Here is a 24,526-nt window from a genome sequence, read left to right on the forward strand (position 1 = left end):
ATGACCTTTCATTATTTTTTAAAGTCTCCAACCTCAACTATAGTAAAATCTTCGACTGCAATATACCGCCTCATAGCTTCCACTACTTGCTGTGTGGTTAGTACCGTAATTTTTTCTTCTAACTTCGCCAGTTCCTTAACGTTGCGATGATAATACAGATTGCTCCGTATTATTTGGGCAATATTAGTATCTACGGCACGATCCATTTTTAAAACTTCAATAATTCCTTGCTTGGCATTTTTCAGTTCCTCTTGACTAAATCCATCTTGCAATGCACGGGTCATTTCTTGTTTAAAAGCTTTTTCTACTTTTTCAACGTTTTGTGGAGCACAAAAAGCACTGACAATTATTCTACCAAAGTCACTTTTTTCATCAACTGCTAGTTGGGAACTTACACTATAACTTAATCCCTCTTGATTACGAATCCGATTTCCTAACCGTGAATTGAAACCTCCCTCACCCACTAAATAATTGGCGACAATTAGAGCTGGATAGTCTGAATCATTTTTCGTTATTTTTATCGGTGCCATTGCTACAAATACAGCATTTTCTTTATCTGGTGTAGTAATACTGATGTTAGTTGGTTCAATTTTCACAAAAGGTACATCAATTCTTTGATAAATATTTTTACTCTGCCAATTTCCAAACAAACTTTGTACTTCTTTCGTCATTTCTTGAGGATCTACATCCCCTACCATACTTATTTCCATTGTGGATGCACCATAAAATTCCTGGTAAAAACGTTTTACCTCCGCATTAGTCAACATCTGTAACGCTGAAATTTTTTCATCAAAATCCATCACATTACGAATATCACTTATTTCATATGGTGCAAAGTGACGATTTGCATAAATCATTCCGATACTCAGAGGGTCTACTTTGCTTTCTTCAATGTAAGCAAGGTATTCCTGTTTGCATTGAGAAAATTCAGTTTCGGAAAATGCAGGTTGCCTCACTATTTCAGCAATTAGATTTAGAATTTCACGCAAATTTTCCTTAGGTACATGCACATCAACATCGACACCAGCAGCATCACCATTTACTGACACAGTAGCTTTGTTTTGTACTAAAAGATCTTGTAGTTCTTCTCGACTATGTTTCGTTGTACCACGCAGCAGCATGGCACTAGCCAACTCACCTGCCAAGGCTTTATTATTAAGCAGTTCTGCCGTACCAAAATGTAATGCCATACTAACTTCAACCATTTGCCCCCTCGTTACTTTCGGCAAAAAAGCTAACTGCAAACCACTAGTCACCTCTGGTATCACCATACGTTCATCAATATTTTTCGGAGACGTATCAAAGATTTCTCCAAGAACAACGCTTGGGGCAGGCTGTAATTTTTTTAGCTCTTGTGCCAGATTTATCACTTGTGGTATTTCTACCCGGCTTATCTTTGTGGTAGGAACAAATTCACCAATAGTACGATTTTCTTTCACAAGATAGCATTTAGCAACTCGCATAACATCCTCTGCGGTAACACTTTGCAGCCTTTGACGCTGCAAGAAAAACAAACGCCAATCGCCGCAAGCAATCCAGTCCGAAAGCTGAATCCCCATATTTTCAGGAGAATTCAAAGCTTCTTCCATACCATATAAGATCTGTTTACGTGCTCGATCCAACTCTTCTGGCGAAGGTGGTATATTTCCAGCATCCGCCAATACGGCTAATAGATTTTCCCGCACCTCTGCCACATCTTGTTCTGTACGCATGGCAGCTAAAAAACTAACCATTCCCGACTCTTTTAAGCAGTCAGCATCTGCCATAACCCCAACTGCCTTGCCGGGTTCCACCAAAGCTCTATATAATCTGCCTGAAGAACCACCTAAAATTTCCGTTAAGATCTCCACAGCTGCATAATCAGGATGAGCTGCAGCCGGTACATGGTAGCTAACACCAACCGCCTTACTATTACCGGCGCGCTGCAAGGTTACAGAGCGTTCACCATCCTGGGCAGGTTCTGCCGTATAGGTAGGAATTAGGATTCTTTGTGGTTTTTTCATTTTCCCAAAATATTTTTCGCCCAGGTCTAGGGCCTGTTGCTCAACAAAATTACCTGCAATCACCAATACCGCATTGTTTGGCTGATAGTATTTCTGATAAAAACTTTTCAAGCGCTCAATAGGTACATTTTCGATATCTGAGCGTGCTCCAATAACAGAGTGACCATAATTATGCCACAGATAAGCGGCAGACAACATTCTTTCACGTAAAATTCCAACAGAATCATTTTCTCCCATTTCAAATTCATTTCGTACAACTGTCATCTCTGTATCCAAATCTTTCTTCGCAATAAACGCATTCAGCATCCGATCGGCTTCCATCTCTAATGCCCAAGACAAATTCGCCTCGCTAGCCGGCAATACTTCAAAATAATTGGTCCGATCATAAGAAGTGGTCGCATTTACAATACCACCTCGCATTGCTATTTCTCGATCAAGGTCTTTATGATTTTTTGAACCTTTAAACATGAGATGTTCTAATAAATGAGCCATTCCTGTTTCTCCATAGCCTTCATAACGAGAACCGACTAAATAGGTAGTATTTACGGTTACTATTGGCTTAGAAGAATCAATGAATAGCACTACTTTTAAACCATTATCCAGCTTGTATTCCGTAATTCCTTCGAATGATATAACTTTCTCAGCTGCCAAACCGACTGTTCCATAGCTAAGAACCCAATAGCCAAAAATAGCTACAATACATACTACAATATACGAGATAATCTGCTTCATTATCTCACTCCTTTTTGACTTCTTCGACTAATAGTCCGCACCCAAAAATATACAAATTTGTCCAGTTAACTTTCAACAAAGGATAATATTACCTGTATTCACTCATAAATGTAAAACTCCTGCCAAATTTGGCAGGAGTTCTCTAGCTATTCACCAGTTGTTTTTTTGCATTAAAAACAGCCAAGGATTCCGTTCCCTTTTGCGTGGTAATTAAATTTCTTCGTTTATATCTCGAATATTGAGACTTGTCCTTTTAGTAATCGCCGAAAATAATTGCTTCAACATTTCGTCAAATTCTTTATGAAGTTTTGGGATTATCTCTACTTCTCCATTACTGAGTGACCTTTGAAGATTTGACGCAACTTCATACAATCCTTTTGCCCCAATACTGCCAGAGCTGCTTTTTATCTTATGTACTATTTGTGCCGCTTCTTCATAATTTTCTTTTTCAATTGCCTTGCTTAAGATTAAAGAGATCTCCAAATTTTCATTATAATATTCCTTTAAAACCAGCGCATAGAGATCGGCATTCCCACCCATATGTCTAAGTCCATCTTTTTCATCTAACACACCTCCATTCACCTTAACCGAGTCTTCTTGCTTTGCTTCATCTTCCGATTTTATGAGTAAACCTTCTTTATATGGTTTAACCACCTGCCATATCGTTTCGACAAATTGTTCTGGATCAAATGGTTTGCTGATATAGTGATCAATTCCAATGCTTTTGCACTTTTCCTCAACCCCTGCTATGGCATCTGCAGTCATAGCAATAATCGGAATGCTACTATCCACATTTCTAATTAGGCTTGTCGCTTCAAAGCCATTCATTACAGGCATATGAATATCCATTAATACTAAATCCAAATCCTTTTGCATCTTTAAAAAAACTTCATAACCTTCCACGCCATCATCTGCAAGTGTGACTCTAAATCCAGACTGTTCCAAAATAGATTGAGCAATAAATTGGTTTGTTTTATTATCTTCAACAATTAAAACATGATAAGGATACTCAACCTTAAAGGGCTTCTGTGTAGTTATAAGTGCAGAACTCTCATGCATCTCGATCACATTGATCTTGAAAATTTCAACAATACCATTATATAAAATGGAAGGTATTATCGGTTTTGTTATACCAAAATCCAGTCCTGCATCTTCCAAATTTTTAAAAAGTTCTTCTTTCGATAATGGAATCATTACTATAAATTTGGGTACTTCTTTAAACCAAGGCATCCTTTTTACTTTGGTACAAAATGCAATCCCCCCATCTTGCGGAGTCTCATAATCCACGATCAATAAATTATAGGATGTCCCATCCTCCTTTGATACTTTCTCCATAAGCTCTATTGCTCTGGCTTCTGAAGTTGCAAATTCGGCAACCATATTAAAAGAATTTAAATAACCGCTTAACAAATTTCTATAAAAAGCATTCTTTTCTACAACAAGTACTCGAATATTCTGAAAATAAACAGATGCAGCTTTTTTCTTCTCCTCGTAATCTTTGTTTCGATCAGCTTCCAAAGTCAGCTGTATATTAAATGTTGAGCCTTCACCTACTGCACTATATACCTCTATGCTGCCCCCCATCTGCTCAACTAAACTCTTAACTATGGATAAACCAAGTCCAGTACCGCCAAATCTCCTGCTAATACTAGAATCTCCTTGGCTGAAAGGTGCAAAAAGCTGCTCAAGTTGCTCGTTGGACATACCAATTCCCGTGTCCTTAACACTGAACTCAATTATATAAGAATCTTTTACCTTTGCTACCAATCGAATAGTAAGAGAAACAGCACCATCCTTGGTGAACTTCACAGCATTATTTACTATATTCAACAAGACTTGTTGAATTCGCTTCTGATCCCCCCAAAAGAATGTTGGTATCTCAGGATCTCTATTCATAGAAAAGTCAATATTTTGCTCATCGATTTTAAAGGATACAATGCTGATTAACTGTTCTAAAATATCATCTAAATTAAAGGAAATTCTTTCGATATCTATTTTGCCAGCTTCTATCTTTGAAAAATCCAATATGTCATTGATAATACCTAACATATCCCTCGCTGCCCTGGTTATTTTCTCTAAATATATTTTTTGAATCGTTGTGACATCTGTCTTTTTAATTACATAAGCCATCCCTGTAATTGCGTTTAATGGTGTTCTGATCTCGTGAGACATCCTAGCCAAAAAGGTTGATTTGACGTGATTCGCGTACTCCGCCTCCTCCTTGGCGACCTTCAAAGCTTCCTCAATCCTTTTGCGTGTTTCAACCTCTCTTCTTAATTTAACAATCCAGTATAGGGAGACAAGAAAAATAATAGCAATTACGACACCAATAATTCCAATTATTCTGATTATTTGCGTGTAATCAATCCTATTTTCGACACCAAGCCAACGATTATCGATATTGATTTTTTCTTCTTGTGTTATATCTGCTAACGCCTTATTTAGTATGCCGACTAATATTGGCCAGTCCTTTCTTACAGCAAAATAAAGCGATTGCTTCTCTTCCGATTCTACTTTTACATACTTTAAATTTGTAATACCATTTACTTTTATTAAATAATTTGAAGTCGCCAAATTGCCTATAAATGCTTCTTCTCTTCCATCTGAAACAGCTCTAAGGGCTTCGTCAACATTAAAATAAGGGCTGGGCTTTATAGATTCAAAAGCCTTTAAATAGCTATGATGAGAGCTGTTTGTCTGGACTGCTACTTTACGATTCATTACATCAGCAAAGTTCTTTATCGTATTATTATTTTGATTTACATAGATAACTCTTTGAAATGAATAATAGGGCTCAGAATACAAAAAGTACTGTTCCCTCTCTTTCGTTTTGGAAACGCAAGGGAAGGCATCCAATAGCTTTAATACACCCTTTTCATAGGCTTCCGGCCAACTCAGATTCTTTTCAACTACAAACGCTAGACCGGTCCTTTCACTGATCAGTTTAATATAATCCGCTGCAATCCCTTTATATACGCCATCTGTATCAATAAACTCATAGGGAATGAATTTGGGGTCAACACCAAGATGAATAACCGGATGCTCTTTAATAAAGTCCTTCTCTATTTGCGTAAACTGAATATCTTTTTGCGCAGCAAAGCAAATAGTAATAAAAAATGGCAGTACTACTATACTGAGAAAAATAGTCCTACGTAAATTCATATATTCCACCCTATTTCAGCTTATTCCTGAGTATATTTAATAGCTATCTCCTTTATCTGCTCTTCAATAGCTAAAAAAGCATCGACGAGATTGGGATCAAAATGTTTTCCCTTCTCCGATTTTATTAATAACAAAGCCTCTTCATGATTGAATGCTGGTTTATACACTCTTTTACTTATTAAAGCATCATATACATCAACAATAGCCATTAAACGCCCAGGAAGTGGAATTTCTTCACCCTTAAGCCCTTTTGGGTATCCAGAGCCATCATATTTTTCATGATGTCCGCCTATACATTCTATCGCTGTTTCTACAAAAGAAGGAATACTATCCTCTGCCACTTCATATTTTAGTGCATTTATTCCATAGGTAGTATGTTGCTTCATTATTTCAAATTCCTCAAAAGTTAGTTTTCCAGGCTTTAAAAGAATGCTATCAGGTATTCCTACTTTTCCAATATCATGTAAAGGTGCCGTTTCAAAAAGTTCTTTAATATAAGAATCTGACAATATATTACAATATGGTTCCTTATTGCTTAGCTGTTCACATAGGGCTTTTATCATCCACTGTGTTCTTTTGGTATGATTGCAAGACTCAATATCTCTTACTTCTAATAGGCCAATAAGAGCATGAATCGTAATATCTCTAGTTAAAACCAATTCCTTCGTTCTTTTCTGTACCGTTTCCTCTAGAATAGCATTATTTTGTTCCAATAATTTACTGTTGTTTTTCAGCATACCATGGATTTCGATTCTCTTTCTTAGGGATTCAAGGTTTAACGGCTTGCGAATATAATCTACCGCCCCAAGCTCCAATCCTCGTATTTCGTTTTCCGCTTCATCATAGTTAGTAAGAATAAGAGTTATAATTTTTTTGTAGTTTTCATTCTGTTTGATGGCTTCTAAAACCTCAAAACCATTCATTCGGGGCATATTTAAGTCCAAAATTATTAAATCGATGCTTGGTTCCTTTTCAAGAATCTCCATAGCCTCAATACCATCATTTGCAAACAATACAGGATAGTCATCTAATATGTTTTTAATCAAAATCCTATCTGTTTTGGAATCATCTACTACCAATATTTTAATGTCCACTCTAACCACCCTTTCACTCAGCTTATTATTTGATCAGTATTTTATTGCCTTCAACCTCAATCCTTTTCAAAAACTCATCAACAGACAGTTCTTCATTCATCACTTGGTGCAGTCCAGGTGCATAGTACCCTTCCTTTATGATTTGCCATTTAGGAACAGGAACATCAATGCTTGGTCTCTTAAACCCCTTTAAAAACGGAAGATATTGGGGGTACTTCTCAAATACGAAACTATCTGATAGATCCTTACGTACAGGCACTCTAAATGGATAATATGTATCGTGCTCGGGGCTGTATTCCCCGTCCATAATTTTTTCCTGAGCTTCCATAGAAATCATAAATTTTATAAACTTTGTCGCTGCTTCTTTTTTTTCATTGCTCATGCCACTTGGTATCGATAGCATCATTGAACCTACTTCAGGGCAAAGTCCGATACTTTCTAAATTAATAATGCCAACAGGAAAGGGATTCCCATGTTTTTCATTATCTGCAACCCCCCACACCCCTTGAAATTCAAAGGCAATTTTCTGCTTCCTAAAATGCTCCAAGACTTCTACTCCTGTATCGGTAATCCATGAAGGCTGAGCATGTTTCCCAAAAACATCCTTGTAAAACTCAATAGCTGCTTTCGCCTTTTCGTTATTTATGGCAACCTTTGTACCGCTTGTATCTACCAAATTAGAACCATATCCATAAACAAACTGATTTACCATCCAGGAAATATCATTGTGATTTGCACCAACAAGACCTATCCCTTTAACATTGGTTTTCTCTTCTACTGCTTCGAACGCTTTAAGTAAGGAACCTAAGTCCTTAATAGCGGCAGCATCCACACCAGCTTTCCTTAAAAGATCATTATTATAAATTAAGCATATGGAATGTCCTACCCACGGAATACCATATATACCGCCATTAATTTCGCCTAACTGCCATAATTCTGGATAAACCAATTCCTTCTCTGTTTGAAAAGAAACTGAAAGATCTTCCAATTTACCTTTATCACCAAAGTACTTCACGTATCTATAAGGCAAAACATAGATCGTCTCTGAAGATTTCTCTGCTAAAAGTCCTTCTATCGCCTTACCATCTTCGTCTCCACCATGTACTACTATTTCGAATTCATCATTATTCTTTTTATTATATAAATCTACGATCTTTTGTATTGCTTCTCCACGACCAGAATAGGCTGTCCAAGTAATTCTGAAGGACAATTGTTGCTTTTTGTAGGTTGGTTCTTCTGATATACTTTGCTTTTTTCCACTACATGAAATTAGAAATACAGCGACCAGCGAGACCATACTTAGCAATAACAATGTCCTACTCTTCATCTTTTGATCCGCCTTTTCTGCATGTATGGTAATTTTGAATTTTCTTGTAATTATATCTTATCACACCAAATTCTTAAATAATAGTGGTATTCCGTGTTGGAAACTACAACAGGCATCATAATCATTTCGGAAACATTACAGACAAGTATAACAATTTTAAATAAAAAACGATGCTTACGATCATGATAAGCATCCAGGACCATTCCTATGTACCGGGGAAAAATGTGCTTAAAAAAAAGAGAACCCATCAATACAATGGAGATGTGCTTATCCGGACAAGAAAGACACAAAACCAAAGATTGAGAAGGCGTCTCTACTATGAAGAATTCACAAAATGATTTTTTTCAAATCAAAACTGAAACTCTGGGCATTGGGCATTGATATTGGAAAGGATACGCACTATGCGAGAGCCTTTAAAAATATTGGGCTCGAACTGTAGCAACGCCAGGAAAGGTCAGCAAAGGTCAGCAAAGTCCATCCATTGTTTATGGGTTCACTGCAGCCTCCGTCCGAACAAACCTCTTGGGCCGGATCACCCAGAACCCCGCCGGAAAAACCGACAATGTAGGTATGTATTGCTGTTCCAGTTACTTATTTAACCTTTTCCCACCAGCGAGAAAAGACTTGCTGCTGATTTTCAAGTTCTACTATCTCCCCAATCATTGGAGTTAAAAGTTTGTAGTTCTTATTCTCACTAGCATGAGTTATACGTTTGAACGGTTCATCCCAAGGGTGGTTGGCAAGTACGAACTTGCCTGCATGCCCTGGCAATAATGCTTTGGCTCTTAGTTCTTCAGCAGCCTGTGCCACTTCTTCCGGCATCATATGTATATAGGGCCACCTTTTGTCATACTGACCGTTCTCCATAATTACAAGGTCAAAACCATGTAACGTTTCACCTATTTTCTTAAAATGCGGCCCATATCCACCGTCACCACTGTAGAATATACGTCGCTCAGGGGTTACCAACGCAAATCCAGCCCACAAGGTCTTGTTGGGGCTTAGTAGGCGGCCAGAAAAATGCCGTGCTGGCAATACATGGATGATAAAGTCATTTTCCAATTCTAATGCGGTAAACCAGTCAGCCTCATGTATGAGTTTTTTTTCAAATCCCCACTGTTCAAAATACGATCCTACTCCTAAACCGCAGATTACATTTTTGATTTTTGGTTTCAGAGCAGTAATAGTGGGATAATCTAGGTGATCCCAATGGTCGTGAGAAATAAGCAAATAATCGATTTCCGGCATATCTTCTGCTTTGTATTGATTTGTTCCTTCAAAGGCCTTGTTTATGAACGAAACAGGTGATGCGTAAGAACTAAATACAGGATCAATCAGAATCCTTTTGCCCCCAAACTGCATAAAGTACGAAGAGTGACCAAGCCAAATAACTACATCCTTATCTTTGTCCAAACTCATCAAATCTGTTTTTATTGCAGGAATAGAATCTGTCGGTACTAACCGTTCTTTTTTGGTAAAAAGATAATTCCACAGCGCCGAAGTAGAACTGGTCTCTTCGGCAAATTTAGGAGTATAAACTAAATTCTGAAATTGCCCGTCAACGTAATTAGGTGAACTATTGATTTTTTCAAGGCGGGCACCTTCAGGCAATGCTCCAAACTTAGGCTGCTGTAGATAAAGACCTATACCAAGAGATACTATGGCAAGGCACATTATCAAAGCTACTATCATTCTTCTTAACCTTCTTTTCATACAATTTTCTCCATCTTTATTGTCTTCAAGACCGATGCTTTTTGATCATGGTAACATAGTCTGTGCGATCGCGCAGCCAGGGTGAATCTAAATTAGCCTGGTCTGTAACGCTCAATACCAAGTAAGCACCACCAGGGTTGTTCATGCGGAATGCCAAGTGTGGCAGGGTTTGATACAGTAACTCGTTACTGCCGCCGCTGAGGCTGCAGTGTATGATTTCGGAACCACCCAAAGTCGGTGTGCAAACGCGGAAACTGAGTGATATTTCCTCGTACGGGCTGCACACCAGGACCGAAGACTTATATCCTAACAGCCATTCTTTAGCCAGCATGAACATACCCTTGGCATCTTCTACAGGTATCAGTTCAACGGCTGTTTCTTGTCCACCGGGTAGAGCCGACGGTGACACCAGACTATAGATGTGAAATTGATTATCAACGCTAAACCCTAAGCTGCTGTAGAGCTTCATAGCAGGGCTATCTGCTTCGGTTTCCAAAGAGATATCGGCGCCATATTCATTGGCAACTTTGATGGCGAAACCGGTCAGTTCCCTGCCCAGCCCTTGCCGGCGAAATTCCGACGCGACCGCCAAATAGTGCAGGTGCATTTGCTTGTCACCGGTTTTTTTTAGCATAATGAAACCGGTCGGTCGGTTGTCTGACCGTAATAAATACACATTCCCGGCAAACAGGGTGGCAATTGATTTAGAAAAACGGGAAGATTTTTTTGCTAGGTACAATCTGCGTTTCATCAGGGGAAAAAAAATATCAGTCTGAAAGGTGGCTGAGAACATTTTTTCAATAACCGGCCAATCTTGGCGGACGGCTGGAGTGATGCTAAGTTTGTGCGCTTGTTTCTCCATCTGAAACTCACACTACTCGTTCAAGAATTTTTCGATTTATATCCAAGCTGGCGGACAAAATAAATACTATTTTGCTCATTTGTATGATTCTCCATATTCTTAATCGTGTTTTTCTTGGCAATACAGTTTCTACTTTTCTAGTATCTCATAGTTTATTAATTATGCCCCATAACCAACACTTGTAGGAACGGCAATAATAGGTTTATCCACAAGAGCCTTGTCATTTACACTATTACTTATTCATTCCAGCTCTGCCAAGGTAATCCTTTTATACGAACCCAGTTCGTATTCACAGCAGCTGCAATTTTCTTTTTGCCTGTAATGTCCAAATGCAGTCCGTCAACAGCCAATTTCGAAGGAAGAATTCCATTAGTATATTGCATTTCACGCTCCACATCAATATGTATCTGCATCCGGATAAAATCGTTAACCATGCGCATTTGCTCCTGCCAATCCGGTGCCGTAGATTCATCAAAAACTTTTTTGATATTGTCCGGATTAATCGGCGGCAACGTCAAAAATACAGGTCGGATATTGTTAACGAGGCATTTTTCTTTCAACACCTCCAAATCCGCTATAACACTTTCCGCAGTTACTCCTCCCCTCAGACTGTTTGTACCAGCCATGATTAGCAGGTACTTAGGCTGGAAAGGCAAAACATCCTGTTCAAATCTCTCAACCATTGTTTGACTGGTATCGCCGCTTTTTCCAAGGTTTATAGTTGGAAAATCAAGATAATACTGATAGCTGTACTCCCAATCTGCCGGTGAATAGGAACTACTACCACCGCCATGAGTGATGCTGTCTCCATATGTCGCCACTGCAACATGTCGATTGGGACTTACACTGAATGTCCCGGCGTCTGAATACACCCCGACAGGGTTTTCATCCTGATCTAGACCCCTGACTCGCCAATAAAACGGTTTCTCAGAAATTCTAGGCATTTCATCATAGTAGTCAAACCCTATAGCAACAGCTGAATCAATCCTATGGCTGGACGGAGCAGTCCCATTAGGGTTCTCTGGAAGATCGTCAAGTATCTCAACTTCATACTTTTCCGCTCCGTTAATAGGAATCCAGGCATAAACCGGATACAGTAACGTAGCACCGGTACTCTGATTGAAAATGGAAGTAGGAACAGGTTTTTGAATACCGTCTTGTTGCCGATCAATATATACCTTTTCAGCATCAGAGAAAAAACCTATAGGGTTGCCATCAATATCCAGTCCGCGAACGCGCCAATAGAAGAATTCACCTGTGCAATACATAGATAGGTCAGCGTTAAATCCGTTAACGTAGATTTTGTTTGTTGAAAAGAAACAGGTTGGATATGACACCGATTGATCAGCGTTCTCCGGTGGTTTGGTTAATAGCTCGAGTTCATATGCCACTGCTCCTTCGACCTTTGTCCAGGTCAACACAGGCTTTGTCGAAGCCGGTTTTTGCCGGGAAAAATGAATGGTAGAAATCGGTTTATTTTTCTGCGTATTTGTCCTGCATGCAGCCCACGCAGTCACAACCTCGGTAGTCTCGGAAATAAAGCATCCCGCCCAAACGAGCATTGCAAAACTTAATGAGAAACTGATTATAAAAGCACTTCTATAGAATATCCTTTTCACAGGTTACCCCCTTATCATTATGAAACTTTGAATTAAGACATCTGGCTCATATATAGTATTAACTATGCTGTTCAATTGAATGGACAAAATTCTGAACTACTCCGCTATACCGATAACGATCCTCAAAAATGGCATTTACGTGCTGCGCATGGGGAAACACATATATTTGCCGGGGACCCTTGGTGGCGTGATAGAGGTCCAGTGACATTTGAGCAGGAATAAGCTTGTCGGCTTCACCGTGAATGTAAAGAACAGGTGTTGTTACATTGCGCACTGACCGAATCGGTGATGCCTGATGAAAAGTAAAACGGGAATTCAAATAGGCAACAACATTAGCGTATTGCAGTAAAACTTCAGGAAGCCCCATCCCCGAAATATTCAGCCACTGCTCCATTTGCAGCGCCAACAACGTTTCTAAATCTGAATAGGAACTATCGGCAATATAAAAAGCTACGCGCTTATCGGCTTCATTGAGTTCGGCGTGCATGAGAGCAGTCGCTGCACCCATGGAAACTCCATGAACACCAATCATCCCCCCGGGAAAACGCTGACAAACCCAATCCACCCACTGGTCTAGATCATATTTTTCATAAGTGCCCCAAGTGACCGAATTGCCGCCGCTTTCTCCATGAGCTCGCGAGTCGACAAGCAAGAGATTAAAGCCGGCATTCAGATACATATCTAAATAGTTTAGACCAACTGCGCGATTTTCGGTAAACCCATGTAAAAAGATTAGCGTTTTATCTGTGGCCTTGGGATTTGGAATATACGTTCCCCGCAATGAATAACCAAACCGGGATTTAAGGGTAATATCTTCCCATTGCTTATCTTTTTTACCATCTTCTAAAACTTGCTTGGCCTTATTCATCTTTTGTTCATTCAAATGCGAATGTAGAATGCTCGCTTCTTTGTAAAGAATGTTTCCCACAAATAAACCAGCTCCGTTTATACAGAGAATAATGACTAATATAACAACCAGAAGCCATCGTCTCCAGGCACCTTTTTTCGATACTTGGAATTCTGTATTAGATTGCATAGCATACCTCGTTTTGATATTTACTTTGCCGTGTTTGTCGGAGGTTGACACGGCAGAAGACTGTAATTCACAATTTCTTGTGCTTTGCAGGCATATTGTTTATCTGTCATTGTATAGATATCGGCAAGCCAGTTAGGGCACATACTATAAAAAGAAAACATTACTCCCATTATGACTACTACTATGACACTTTGTGCAGTTTTTCTTTTCATCTATACCGCTCCAATCTCTTTGACAATATTCATCAAAATTCAGTATGTTTTTTTCGAATGTATCTACACTTTCTAAAAGGAAAAAGCCGATTAAGGCGATTTCTAACCACCCAAGCGGCTGATTCAGAACTTCTTATTCGTTTTTCAAGAACTAATTCTCCGGTCTTCTTAGTGTTTTTTCTGTTTGAGCTATCCCAGTTTCATAGCGTACAATTTTATAATCCAGGCGTTCCAGCGTTTTCTTCATATCTTCCATTCTTGCTTTGAGCTGCGTACGCTGCTCGATTAAGAGTTCTTTTCTTGCCTCAACAGTTTCATCCCCCTGTTGAAACAACCCAACATACTCAATCAATACTTCAATCGGTAGACCTGCACTTCGCATACATTTGACAAATTCGACCCACCTACAGTCTTCTTCCGTATAATCCCTGATTTTGCTTTTATTGCGGTTCACATGGGGAATCAGCCCGATGCGTTCATAATAGCGGAGTGTATCCTGTGGAATATCAAATTTTTCACTTACTTCTGAAATCATCATGTGGTTTCATCTCCTATTATCCTCTGTCGAAAGAAAGTTATGCTTCAAAAGTATTAGCTACATCCTTTAACCATTTTGTAATCTCAATATGCTGTGGACAAATTTTTTCACATTGTTTACATCCTATACAGTCTGATGCCTTACCATACGTTTTTATATAGTTTCCATAATATACCTTTTGTGTCGAAAATCCGGTAAATACGGATTGTTTTTCGTTATTGTACAATGCAAAATACTTCGGAATGGCTATGTTTTTCGGGCAGCCTTCTACACAATACTGACAGGCTGTACACCCAATCGCAGTTGCTTCGTTTATAATCCCAACTGCTTTTTTAACAACATCATATTCTTCCTTTACAAATGGCTTAAAATCCTGCATATAGCCTGTATTATCCAGTAACTGCTCCGTATCAGACATTCCACTTAATACCATCATAATTCCCTCATGGCTTGCTACGAAACGGATAGCCCATGATGGAATGGACATGTCAGGATGATAGTCTTTAAATAATTGCTCCGCTTTTTCAGGCACTTTCGCAAGCGTACCACCTTTGACAGGTTCCATAACAATAACCGGTTTATTATGTTTTCTTGCTACTTCGTAACATTTCCTTGACTGAATGCTTTCATTGTCCCAATCCAGATAATTAATCTGTAACTGGACAAAATCCACTTCCGGATGTGTTGTCAGAATTTCATCCAATAAATCTGCATTATCATGATAAGAAAATCCTATCTGTCTGATTTTCCCTTCTTTTTTCTTTTCCAGAATGAACGCAAAACTATCAAATTTTTGGACTATCTCATAATGAGTTACACCCAGGTTATGAAGAAGATAGTAATCGAAGTAATCTACACCACACTTTTCTAACTGCTCGTTAAATATTCTTTCCTGATCTTCCCGTGTTTTCAAAAACATCGTTGGCAATTTTGTTGCTAACGTGAAACTGTCTCTTTTATGACGTTTTACTAACGACTCTCGCATAGCTATCTCACTCTTATACGCATGATACATATATGCTGTATCAAAATAGGTAAAGCCTCTTTCCAAAAAAGTATCCACCATTTGATTTAATGTGTCCATATCAATATTGGATGGATCATTCTGGCTCTTTACCGGTAAACGCATGCATCCAAATCCCAATTTTTTCTTTTCCATATCTCTATTTTCTCCTTTACTTCTGCAATTGTCATGTTTATTTCCTTGAAATCCATTCTAGCACCTGGAGTTAACTCCGAGTCAAGTTTTTTTTGAGTATACCCTAAATAGACAAAGAAAAGCATTGTATAATGTCACTTCTCATTTTACAATGCGCCCTTGATGCTCCGGATTTTCCTGCATAATTATTAATTGCCAAAAAGCATAACAGCCTGTTTCAACATACAATGTCCGCTAAATGAAGTTCTTGGTACATTTGCAAGAACTTCACTATAATCCTTTTCTTTATTACTTGCAGTGACATAGGCTGTTGCTGCAAGTATTTGATTTGTATTAGATACTCCCACCATTACGGAAGCAACTGCCGGTCTAGTTAAACAGTAATGTAAACATTGTACTGGGGTCAGTGCTTTTTCAAAGGGCGATTCTTTGTCACTTAGTAACACTCCAGCAGCATATCCTTTCATAACAGTTAAGGCAACACCCGCATTTTGATTCCTGTTTCCACTGCTCTAAAAGCAATATCTGTATTATGCGTTGATATTCCCAAAGACTTAATAACTCTTCTACTTCTACTTCTTTGGGAAACTGCCTCTGTAATCAATTTTCTATATTTAGTTTTTCGCTATCTCCACTTGATCGATCTGCTCCCCGGATGACAGAAATGACGCTAATTTGAGGATTTTTGCTGATACTTCCAGTGTCATGTAATTATTGGTTTCCGGCTGCGGGGCTACTGCCTTATCAAATGGATGATTTACCCAAAGATTCGGATAACGAACATTTCCAGCAACACCGGTAACGATATAGAGCGGGCCACGTGTATCGGGCTGGAAATTATATACACGATCACGGCGACGGTAGGTGTGGAGATGCGCTGTAAGTACGACATCGATGCCATACTTGTCAAATAACGGCATCCATTCTTTGCCAATATCAGAAATTCCCGCCTGACGGTCGCTCCTATTCCGAATTTCATAGGTCAAAACATCCTTATGCATCAAAACTATTTTCCATTTTTTCCGAGTTTGCATAATGTCATTTACGAACCATTCCTTTTCCGCTTCCAAGAGGCCTGGCTGGAACTCTTCCATTTCGTCGAACTGCGTGTTTAAAACAATGAAATGAGCCGATCCATAATCAAAGGAATAAAACTGATTTTGGCGCTTAGCATCACCATTTTCCGGCAGAGAAAAGAGATGCAGATAAGCCTCCGGCATCCGCACTTTCCAGTCCAAAGTGTAGGTTTCATGATTTCCCAAGATCGGCACTGCAGGAATGGTATCGATGATACCATTCAGGGCATCGAACCATGCCCGCCACTGGGTGTGATCCTCGCCGTTATCGACCAAATCGCCCATATTGACAAAGAAGGTCGCATCCGGATTTTCTTTTCTGGCAAACTGCGCAAGATTTTTCCAGTCACTATAATCATTGGACTGGGAATCTGGAAAAATCAGCGCCTTAAAGGCTCCCCCATCATCGGTATTCAAATCGTGCCAAATACTGCGTTCATCGCTATAGCCGACACGGTATTGATATTGCGCACCTGTGGTTAAATCATCCAATACTGTCGTGTGTATATAGGTCATCGTTTTATCATCGGCAAATTCCGCCTCAGTCGCTATTCTGGATTTTATATTCTCTTTGCCTTTTTCCCGATATTCTATGACAGCGTCTTTTTCGCTAAGCTCCGACTGCCACATGATTGTCCGCGAACTAGAACTATCCTTCGTGATAATCTGACGAACAAATAATGCACCTATATTCCCCATCGGCAGATAGTGCCCCGCAACCACTTTTGCCAAGTCAGCGGCTTTATGTGGCCATGCTCGCATACCCGGCAGGAAAGTATAGAGTCCAGCGGCACCTGCAATGATTCCGCCAGCAATCTTTATAAACTTTCGTCGAGAAAACCTTTTATTTTCTGTGTCCATTTTCCACAGACTCCATTTCTATCTTTATTTCTATCATAATATGACATAACCCCAAAAAGTTCTTTTCAATAAATATAATCTGTCCCTGGCTTCAAAGTGTGTTCAGCACCTTATAAAATTAATAAGAGGATGTTCCACAAATCCTCCTATAACGCAGGCAAGTGCTCCTTCCAGGCCTGCAACTACAATAACTACCTTGGCACTCCGAATGATATCTATTTTCGCGAAAAATCTATGAATGCCAGCAACTCCCACATCTATAATTTTCTCCACACGATTCCCCAGAATGATTGCTGTTTCTGCAACTTCCTCGACTACCGGCATATCAGAAGTTCCTGCCGAAATAATGGCAATATAACTGTCTGTAAGATTTTCTTCCTGCTTGCGAACAGTGATTGTCCTTCCCAGAGGGTTATATTGTTTATTTCATTGTCTTTTACTCTTTGCAGCAGTTTACTTATTTCCGCTTTATTCATCATTTTCTCCCGGAATTTCTTACTATATATACCACGCTCTTAATTCCTGATTGTCGCATTAAAACTGCCTACCTTGTAACCTTCTAAATCTAAAGTTACATACGTAAAGCCAAACTCTTTGAGTTTACTAGATATCTCCTCAAGAAGTTTATCATTACATAGTTTATCCATATCCTTTTTATCCACTTCAATTCTTGCGAGATTGTCGTGGCATCGCACTCGAATCGCCCGGAATCCTCTGTCCATCATATACTTTTCTGCTTTTTCTATCTTAACAAAATCTTCTTCTTTCAGTTCATTGCCATAGGGTATTCTTGTCAACAAACATGCATACGGTGGTTTATCCCAAGTATTAAGTCCTAGCTCTTTAGATAAACTTCTTATTTCCGGTTTACTCAATTGGCACTCTAATAAAGGACTTTTTATATTCAGTTCCCTCAGCGCCTTTAACCCCGGTCGATAGTCGCCGATATCATCAAAATTGGTGCCATCAATAACATAAGGATAGCCGTCTCTCTGCGCAATGGCTTGGATCTGACTAAATACCGCCTTTTTACAAAGATAACATCTATTTTCAGGGTTGTTTCTAATTTCATCAATAATAGGCGCCTCTAGTATTTCAAAGACTACACCAAGTTCTTTTACTAATTGTTTTGCCTCCTCTATTTCCCATTTAGGAATATAGGGAGATTGTATGGTCACTGCTTTAATATTATCGCCTAAAGCTTGCTTAGCTACTTTAAGTAAAAAAGTACTGTCTACTCCGCCCGAGAAAGCCAAGATAACTTTTTTCATATTTTTTAAACAATTAACCAAATTTATATATTTTTCATTATTTATCATAATCGTTAGCCTCTATCATTTTGTAAACTTCTATTATATGCTCTTCTCTCTTATCTTCTCTTTCTTCGTAGCCAATATATATCCTTAAAACGTTGGGAATTTCTAAATCTCTATGACCTATCCCATAACCAATCTTTTCTACTGAAAAGTCCATATGATCTGTAAATGTGCCCACATTTGCCGCCAATATTGCAGCCCCGGTAGGCGTAGTCGTTTCAAAAGACACTATACCTGATTTCACAGGAATATTCTTTAAAATTTCAACAGTTGCCGGAGCAGGAATAGGAATGATACCATGGGCGCATTTCACAAACCCTCCTCCGAGCTGAACCGACGAAGCCATAACCTTATCCACTTTTAAATAATCTAAACACACCGCAGCTCCCACAATATCAACAATAGAGTCAACAGCCCCGACTTCATGGAAATGCACTTCATATAGTGGCTTTCCGTGAACCTTTCCCTCAGCCTCTGCCACCTTCATAAAAATCGCCAAGCTTACTGTTTTTACCCTATCACTTAAGTTACTGTTTATTATTATATTTTCAATATCCTTTAAATTTCTATGAGCATGATGAGTATGGCCCTTGTCAGATTCCTCTTCCATACCGTTATGCGCTTCATGATGATGGTGGTGGTCATGATCATGGGGTACATTTTTTAAGACTACGTCTACCCTGGTTCCACTTATTCCTTTTTTATTATCTTTTTTTACCTGCAGCTCATATTCAGCATCCAGATTAAGCTTAGACAACTCCCGCCTTACATAATCCTCATCCACTCCCAAATCCAGCAATCCACCTAAATTCATATCGCCGCTGATGCCGCAAAAACAATCATAATATAATACTTTCATTGTTGAGCTCTCCATTACATAATTTTTATTCATCTTTATAGCGGAATAACCTTCACTGCCGATTCCTCCACCGGGCAAGCATTCTCACAGGCACCACACCCGATACACTTTTGCGAATCTATATACGGGCGCTTGCTATCGTCGATGATTATAGCATCTGCCGGACTCGCTCCTTACAGATCAGGCATGCTTTCCCCTGGGCCCAAGCCAAACAAGTTAGCTTGTCCAATCTGGCAACTCCAATTTTTACTTTTTCTGTTTTGATTTGTCGGATTGCGCTGGTTGGGCAAACCTTGGAACACAGCATACATAATTCACAGGCACCTTTACGGGGAATCAACTCCGGTGTCTCATACGCCATAAGCCCGCTGGAAAAAGGCATTGGCACAAGTCCGCTGGTAGGACACACCTTTACACATCTACGGCAACGATTGCAGGTTGCCAGAAAATTAGCGTTATCTCGTTTGAAATTGTCCATGATTCATCATCCCTCTTCATTATTACTCACGCATGCTTGTTTTTTCATAGACTTTTTCTTAACCAGTCTAGCACCTGGAGTTAACTCCTAGTCAAGTTTTTTTTGGAAAACATTCTAAGTAGACAAAAAAAACATGGTAAAATGCCATTTTTCATTTTATAATACGGCCTCGATGATCAGTACAATTCATTCTCTGCTTTCAGATATTTGTTTTGCACTTTAAGCTGCTCATATTTTTCCTCAAAGTGTCTTGTTTTCCCTATTATACATAGAAATACCCTATAGGGTAGACTTTTTTAGTATCTACTCTATAGGGTACATTTTAGTTATCGCTGGCAACAGCCCCTTATTTTTATGCATAAAAGTCTTTAATTCTTGACAACCCTATCTTTTACCCACTTTCAAGTGCTGGTAATTTTTAAATTGATCAGACAACTTCGACTAACATCCCCCGGCCCTGTTCGCCTGCCCGAGCAGCTTCAAACGATTCGTTCCTTCATGGTTTGCAGCGAACTAAAGCAAATTTACTTTTGTTGTAATTCCCGATTCCATTCTAGACATATTTCTACTCCTCGCCTAGCATCATCGACCCAGGCATCGGCATCAGTATATTCTCTCACCTTTTCATTAACTATCCCGCCAATAAGAATTTTAATTTTTTTATCACGTTCAATTAGTCGAACCAATTGAATTGTTCGTTTCATGGGCTCAATGCCAGGAGTAAGCAAACTACATAGGCAAAGTACCCGCGCACCTGTTTCGGTTAAAGCCAGAATAAACTTATCTGGCGGTACATCAACCCCGAGGTCATACACTTCAAAGCCGTGACAGCGTAGCAAAGATCCTACCAAGTTTTTACCGATATCATGAATATCGCCCTCAATCGTGCCAAAAACAATTTTACCAACAATCGGCCTTTTCTCAGTAGTTTCAACAACTGGCCCCAGAATGTCCATAACTTCCGAAAATATTTCTGAGGAAAGAATTAAATCGCCTAAAAAGTATTCACCCCGCGAATACCTGTTCCCAACAGCCACCAGCCCGGCTCGGCATTTATCAACAATGTCCAGTGGTGATATGCCAAGATTCAGACTTTTTTTAACCAGTTCGAGCGCCAATGGTTCATCAAGTTCACTGATAGCATTCGCCAGAAGTTCTAACACTGTCAACGTTCCCCCTTCAAAGGATGTTTGTCCGAAACTAAAGAATATCGATCACCGCGATAATAGAAAACCCCCACCCCGATAGGCCGATTATCGTCATCGTACAAAGCCTGCTGCAGTTTTAGTACAGGCTCACCTTGCGCTACATTGAGTAATTTAGCATCAAATTTCCCGGCACTTTCCGCAGTAAGAATAGCTTGACTTCGTACCGGTAAAATATCGGTATGAATCATAACAACCTCTGAAAAAGCCTTATATTGTAACTCATTCTCTAGAATGGGGCGTCCCTTGATATACAGCATATATTTATGTTCAACAGCGATAGGTTCATTATCTGCCAAAAGCAGTCGGCAGTAATATAATATACCCTGATTAGCCTTCATACCTAACTTCACAGCAAATTCAGGGAGTTCTTTGAGAAACTGAACATGAAACAGTCGGCACCCGGGCTCTTTGCCCATATTCGTCATATGAGCATGGAAATCTTCCATTAAAAATTCAGCTCGATCCAATAACGGTCTTGATACGAATGTCCCTTTTCCTTGTTGGGTACTAATAAGTCCTCGTTCGGCAAGCAGGCTCAGACATTTACGGACAGTGGTACGGCTAAGCTCATATTCCCGGCTAAGTTCATTTTCTGATGGCAGCGACTCACCGACTTTTAACTGCCCTGACAGTATTTTCTTTTCCAGTATAGTTGCCAATTGATAAAAGGGAGGGGTAAATGAATTCTTGTTAATTCTTTCCATGTATATTAAAATCCACCTTATCATAGCTGTTTGTTATCGCCATTTACTTCTACATGAGCAATACCCTTTCCTTCCTCAAAAATAGGAGATAGCCCCGAGCTGCCCCGGGGCCACAAAACATTTCTAACTATGTCCCATTATTCGGCAGCCGGCGGGCGCAGAGGCAAGAGCACTAATATACCCACAATCGGCCCAGCAGCCATCATATACCAAACAGTGTTGAAGCTGCCGCTCATATCAATAACACCACCCAAAATCAACGGCCCAATCATAGGAGCAAGCTGGAAGATAAAGTTAGCAATGCCGTTAGCCGTAGCTGCCCATTCCTTGCCTGCATACTCCGAAACCATCAGGCTTAAATGCGGATTGGCGAGATAAGAACAAAAACCATATACAAAACCAATGATGTTTAACATCTGCAAAGTTGTTTGCGAGCCAAAATATACGGTCAATGGCACGCTTATGGCATAAGCAGCAATTATAATATTCTTACGATTACCTATTCTATCAGATATCCAGCCTGATACGATCGGCGCTATTAAGCCGCCCAAGCTGTACCAAATCAGTACAATTCCGGCCTCTTTTACCGAAAACCCTAATTTTTTGACATAGGCATTAGCCCAGGTAGCTAACCCAAGCTCCATCCACATCAGACAGAATCCGGCAATGGCGATCAGCACGATATTGCGGTTATTAAAAAATACCTTGAATCCACCAAAAAATGATTTTTCTCCTTTAGGCTCATCTGAAGTCTTAACCAAAAAGTAAATCAATACCCCAAGTATTGCCGTAGCAATGCCTATTCCCTGAAACGCACCCTGCCAGTTGAAGGCATTATTAAGTGCAGGCACAACATAATTTGCCAGCAACAATCCACCAGATGGCGCTGCCAACAGCAAGCCAAAGGCCGTTCCTCGTTCCTTGGCTGGAAACCATTCCATCAACGCCCTGGCACAACAGGACATGATGGCCCCTGCTCCTAAACCTGTCACAACCCGCAAGGTGAAGCCAATATCAAACGACGTTATTGACCCCATTGCCCACGTAGATATTCCCTCAATCACTAAGCTTACCCCTAAAATAGTACGGACACCAAAACGGTCCGCTAACATGCCTGCTGGTACTTGAGTGATAACATAGCCTATATAAAATGCCGTCATATAAGCGCCTGCTTGCGACATGTTCATTTTCAGCACCGGTACAACTACTGGGATTAACGGCGGCCAGGCAAAACGCGCCAGAAATGTCAGCACAAAGCTGGCAAACATTAGAGCCATTATTACCCAACGATACTGGCTATATTCTTCTTTCTGGACTTGGTTAACCATACAAATTCCTCCCTTTAATTTGATTTGCATCCCATACCCAACTAAATCAATGATTTTTCACGTACGCCTAAAACAAAAAATATAGACAGTACCGGGCCCATTGCTAGAATCCACCATACATAATCAAATATACCTGTTGAGTCAATAACTAACCCTATAAACCAAGGACTTAGTAAGGATGCCAATTGAAATAAGAAATTCGATACTCCATTTGCGGTCGCGGCCCATTTCATTCCGGCAAACTGGGATATCATTATTGTCAGTTGAGGGTTAACAATGTATGACATAAAGCCAGCTGCCAAGCCGACAATACATAACATGCTAAATGAAGTCTGCTGCCCAAATAGTATTGTGGTTGGTATAACACCAACTAGAGCTGCAAGCACCAGTGATTTTCGACAGTCAAACCGATCAGACATTATTCCTGAAACAAGCGGGGCGACTACCCCACCGAGACCGTACCAAGCCATTACTTGACCAGCCTGACTAATTGAAAAACCCAAACTTTTGATATAGGCATTCGCCCACGTAGCTGTTCCTAATTGCAGCCACATTAGAAAAAATCCGGTTGCAGCAGTTAGCATCAGGTCACGGTTTCCGAAAATTAACCTTAGTCCTTCGCTTACATCACCGATTTTCTCATTATAAGTACAATTAGATTTCATGAGCAGTAGTATCAACACGCCTGCTGTAAATGTCAACGAACCAACGGCAAGAAAGGCCCCGTGCCACCCCAACGATTGATTTAGATGCGGAACTAAAACATTTGTAATTAAAATTCCACCAGATGGAGCCGCCATGAGCAACCCAAAAGCCAAGCCCTGTTCTTTAGGAGGAAACCACTCTACTAAGGCTCGTGAACAGGATGCAAAAACCGCTCCGGCGCCGAACCCGGCTAATATGCGCAGATTAAAACCTAGTTCGTAACTATCAATCAGCGACAGCGTCATCGTAGCAGTTCCCTCAATAAGCAAGCTTAGCGATAGTATGACTCGTGCACCATAGCGATCAGCCAAAACTCCTGCTGGAATCTGTGTAATAAGATAACCGATATAAAAAGCGCTCATGAAAGCTCCAGCTTGCCCCATCGTCATACCTAGTGCTGGTACGACCACCGATATTAATGGCGGCCACGTGAAACGGGTAATAAAAGTAAACAGAAAACATAAAGCACAGAGCATCAAAATAACCCACCGGTATCTTAAAGGGGCCTCATTATTTTCCACTCGCTTCACCAAA

At 39.9% G+C, this 24,526-nt stretch carries 22 protein-coding genes; all 22 read right to left on the reverse strand.

Going from position 1 to position 24,526, the window contains the following annotated elements; genetic code table 11:
* Window positions 1–11: 11 nt before the first annotated feature.
* The 22 genes from ACZ449_RS11460 to ACZ449_RS11565 all read right to left on the reverse strand — a co-directional run bounded on the left by ACZ449_RS11460 (window position 12) and on the right by ACZ449_RS11565 (window position 24,468).
* The gene (locus ACZ449_RS11460) at window positions 12–2,735 is read right to left on the reverse strand and encodes a M16 family metallopeptidase (protein ID WP_464261140.1); all 2,724 of its coding nucleotides are present in this window, start codon (window positions 2,733–2,735) and stop codon (window positions 12–14) included.
* Window positions 2,736–2,945: 210 nt separating this feature from the next.
* Complete coding sequence (locus tag ACZ449_RS11465; protein ID WP_464261141.1) at window positions 2,946–5,897, reverse strand: response regulator; 2,952 nt, start codon at window positions 5,895–5,897, stop codon at window positions 2,946–2,948.
* Between the two features lie 20 nt (window positions 5,898–5,917).
* Complete coding sequence (locus ACZ449_RS11470) at window positions 5,918–6,991, reverse strand: HD-GYP domain-containing protein (RefSeq protein WP_464261142.1); 1,074 nt, start codon at window positions 6,989–6,991, stop codon at window positions 5,918–5,920.
* A gap of 25 nt (window positions 6,992–7,016) precedes the next feature.
* The gene (locus ACZ449_RS11475) at window positions 7,017–8,318 is read right to left on the reverse strand and encodes an ABC transporter substrate-binding protein (RefSeq protein ID WP_464261143.1); all 1,302 of its coding nucleotides are present in this window, start codon (window positions 8,316–8,318) and stop codon (window positions 7,017–7,019) included.
* A 591-nt stretch (window positions 8,319–8,909) separates the two neighbouring features.
* Complete coding sequence (locus tag ACZ449_RS11480) at window positions 8,910–10,031, reverse strand: MBL fold metallo-hydrolase (protein WP_464261144.1); 1,122 nt, start codon at window positions 10,029–10,031, stop codon at window positions 8,910–8,912.
* Window positions 10,032–10,056: 25 nt separating this feature from the next.
* Window positions 10,057–10,893, reverse strand: coding sequence for a GNAT family N-acetyltransferase (locus tag ACZ449_RS11485; protein WP_464261145.1), 837 nt, complete (start codon window positions 10,891–10,893; stop codon window positions 10,057–10,059).
* A 236-nt stretch (window positions 10,894–11,129) separates the two neighbouring features.
* Complete coding sequence (locus ACZ449_RS11490; protein WP_464261146.1) at window positions 11,130–12,512, reverse strand: SGNH/GDSL hydrolase family protein; 1,383 nt, start codon at window positions 12,510–12,512, stop codon at window positions 11,130–11,132.
* Between the two features lie 58 nt (window positions 12,513–12,570).
* Complete coding sequence (locus ACZ449_RS11495; protein ID WP_464261147.1) at window positions 12,571–13,548, reverse strand: alpha/beta hydrolase; 978 nt, start codon at window positions 13,546–13,548, stop codon at window positions 12,571–12,573.
* 20 nt (window positions 13,549–13,568) lie between these two features.
* Window positions 13,569–13,760 carry a hypothetical protein gene (locus ACZ449_RS11500; RefSeq protein WP_464261148.1) on the reverse strand — a complete coding sequence of 64 codons (192 nt, stop codon included), beginning with the start codon at window positions 13,758–13,760 and terminating at the stop codon, window positions 13,569–13,571.
* Between the two features lie 151 nt (window positions 13,761–13,911).
* The gene (locus tag ACZ449_RS11505) at window positions 13,912–14,298 is read right to left on the reverse strand and encodes a MerR family transcriptional regulator (RefSeq protein ID WP_464261149.1); all 387 of its coding nucleotides are present in this window, start codon (window positions 14,296–14,298) and stop codon (window positions 13,912–13,914) included.
* A gap of 37 nt (window positions 14,299–14,335) precedes the next feature.
* Complete coding sequence (locus tag ACZ449_RS11510; protein WP_464261150.1) at window positions 14,336–15,457, reverse strand: aldo/keto reductase; 1,122 nt, start codon at window positions 15,455–15,457, stop codon at window positions 14,336–14,338.
* 188 nt (window positions 15,458–15,645) lie between these two features.
* Window positions 15,646–15,924 (reverse strand): hypothetical protein, encoded by a 279-nt coding sequence (locus tag ACZ449_RS11515; protein WP_464261151.1) that lies wholly within the window; start codon window positions 15,922–15,924, stop codon window positions 15,646–15,648.
* A gap of 147 nt (window positions 15,925–16,071) precedes the next feature.
* Window positions 16,072–17,394 (reverse strand): purple acid phosphatase family protein, encoded by a 1,323-nt coding sequence (locus ACZ449_RS11520; protein WP_464261152.1) that lies wholly within the window; start codon window positions 17,392–17,394, stop codon window positions 16,072–16,074.
* A 102-nt stretch (window positions 17,395–17,496) separates the two neighbouring features.
* Window positions 17,497–17,718, reverse strand: coding sequence for a hypothetical protein (locus tag ACZ449_RS11525; RefSeq protein ID WP_464261153.1), 222 nt, complete (start codon window positions 17,716–17,718; stop codon window positions 17,497–17,499).
* Window positions 17,719–17,909: 191 nt separating this feature from the next.
* A complete protein-coding gene (gene larE, locus ACZ449_RS11530; protein WP_464261154.1) occupies window positions 17,910–18,713 on the reverse strand; it encodes an ATP-dependent sacrificial sulfur transferase LarE in 804 nt (267 codons plus the stop codon).
* Window positions 18,703–19,569 (reverse strand): nickel pincer cofactor biosynthesis protein LarC, encoded by an 867-nt coding sequence (larC, locus tag ACZ449_RS11535; protein WP_464261155.1) that lies wholly within the window; start codon window positions 19,567–19,569, stop codon window positions 18,703–18,705. Before larC ends, larE begins: the two co-directional genes overlap by 11 nt.
* A gap of 35 nt (window positions 19,570–19,604) precedes the next feature.
* Window positions 19,605–19,721, reverse strand: coding sequence for a 4Fe-4S binding protein (locus tag ACZ449_RS11540; protein WP_464261860.1), 117 nt, complete (start codon window positions 19,719–19,721; stop codon window positions 19,605–19,607).
* Complete coding sequence (locus ACZ449_RS11545) at window positions 19,718–20,047, reverse strand: 4Fe-4S dicluster domain-containing protein (protein ID WP_464261156.1); 330 nt, start codon at window positions 20,045–20,047, stop codon at window positions 19,718–19,720. The genes ACZ449_RS11540 and ACZ449_RS11545 overlap by 4 nt, the downstream gene beginning before the upstream one ends.
* A gap of 524 nt (window positions 20,048–20,571) precedes the next feature.
* Window positions 20,572–21,210: a cobalamin B12-binding domain-containing protein gene (locus ACZ449_RS11550; protein ID WP_464261157.1), complete on the reverse strand. Its 639-nt coding sequence runs from the start codon at window positions 21,208–21,210 to the stop codon at window positions 20,572–20,574.
* 2 nt (window positions 21,211–21,212) lie between these two features.
* Window positions 21,213–21,959, reverse strand: coding sequence for a GntR family transcriptional regulator (locus tag ACZ449_RS11555; protein ID WP_464261158.1), 747 nt, complete (start codon window positions 21,957–21,959; stop codon window positions 21,213–21,215).
* Window positions 21,960–22,096: 137 nt separating this feature from the next.
* Window positions 22,097–23,287 (reverse strand): MFS transporter, encoded by a 1,191-nt coding sequence (locus ACZ449_RS11560; protein WP_464261159.1) that lies wholly within the window; start codon window positions 23,285–23,287, stop codon window positions 22,097–22,099.
* A 41-nt stretch (window positions 23,288–23,328) separates the two neighbouring features.
* Entirely contained in the window at window positions 23,329–24,468 is a 1,140-nt protein-coding gene (locus ACZ449_RS11565; protein WP_464261160.1) for an MFS transporter, read from the reverse strand.
* Between the last annotated feature and the right edge of the window lie 58 nt (window positions 24,469–24,526).

Source organism: Desulfosporomusa polytropa (genome assembly GCF_055380075.1).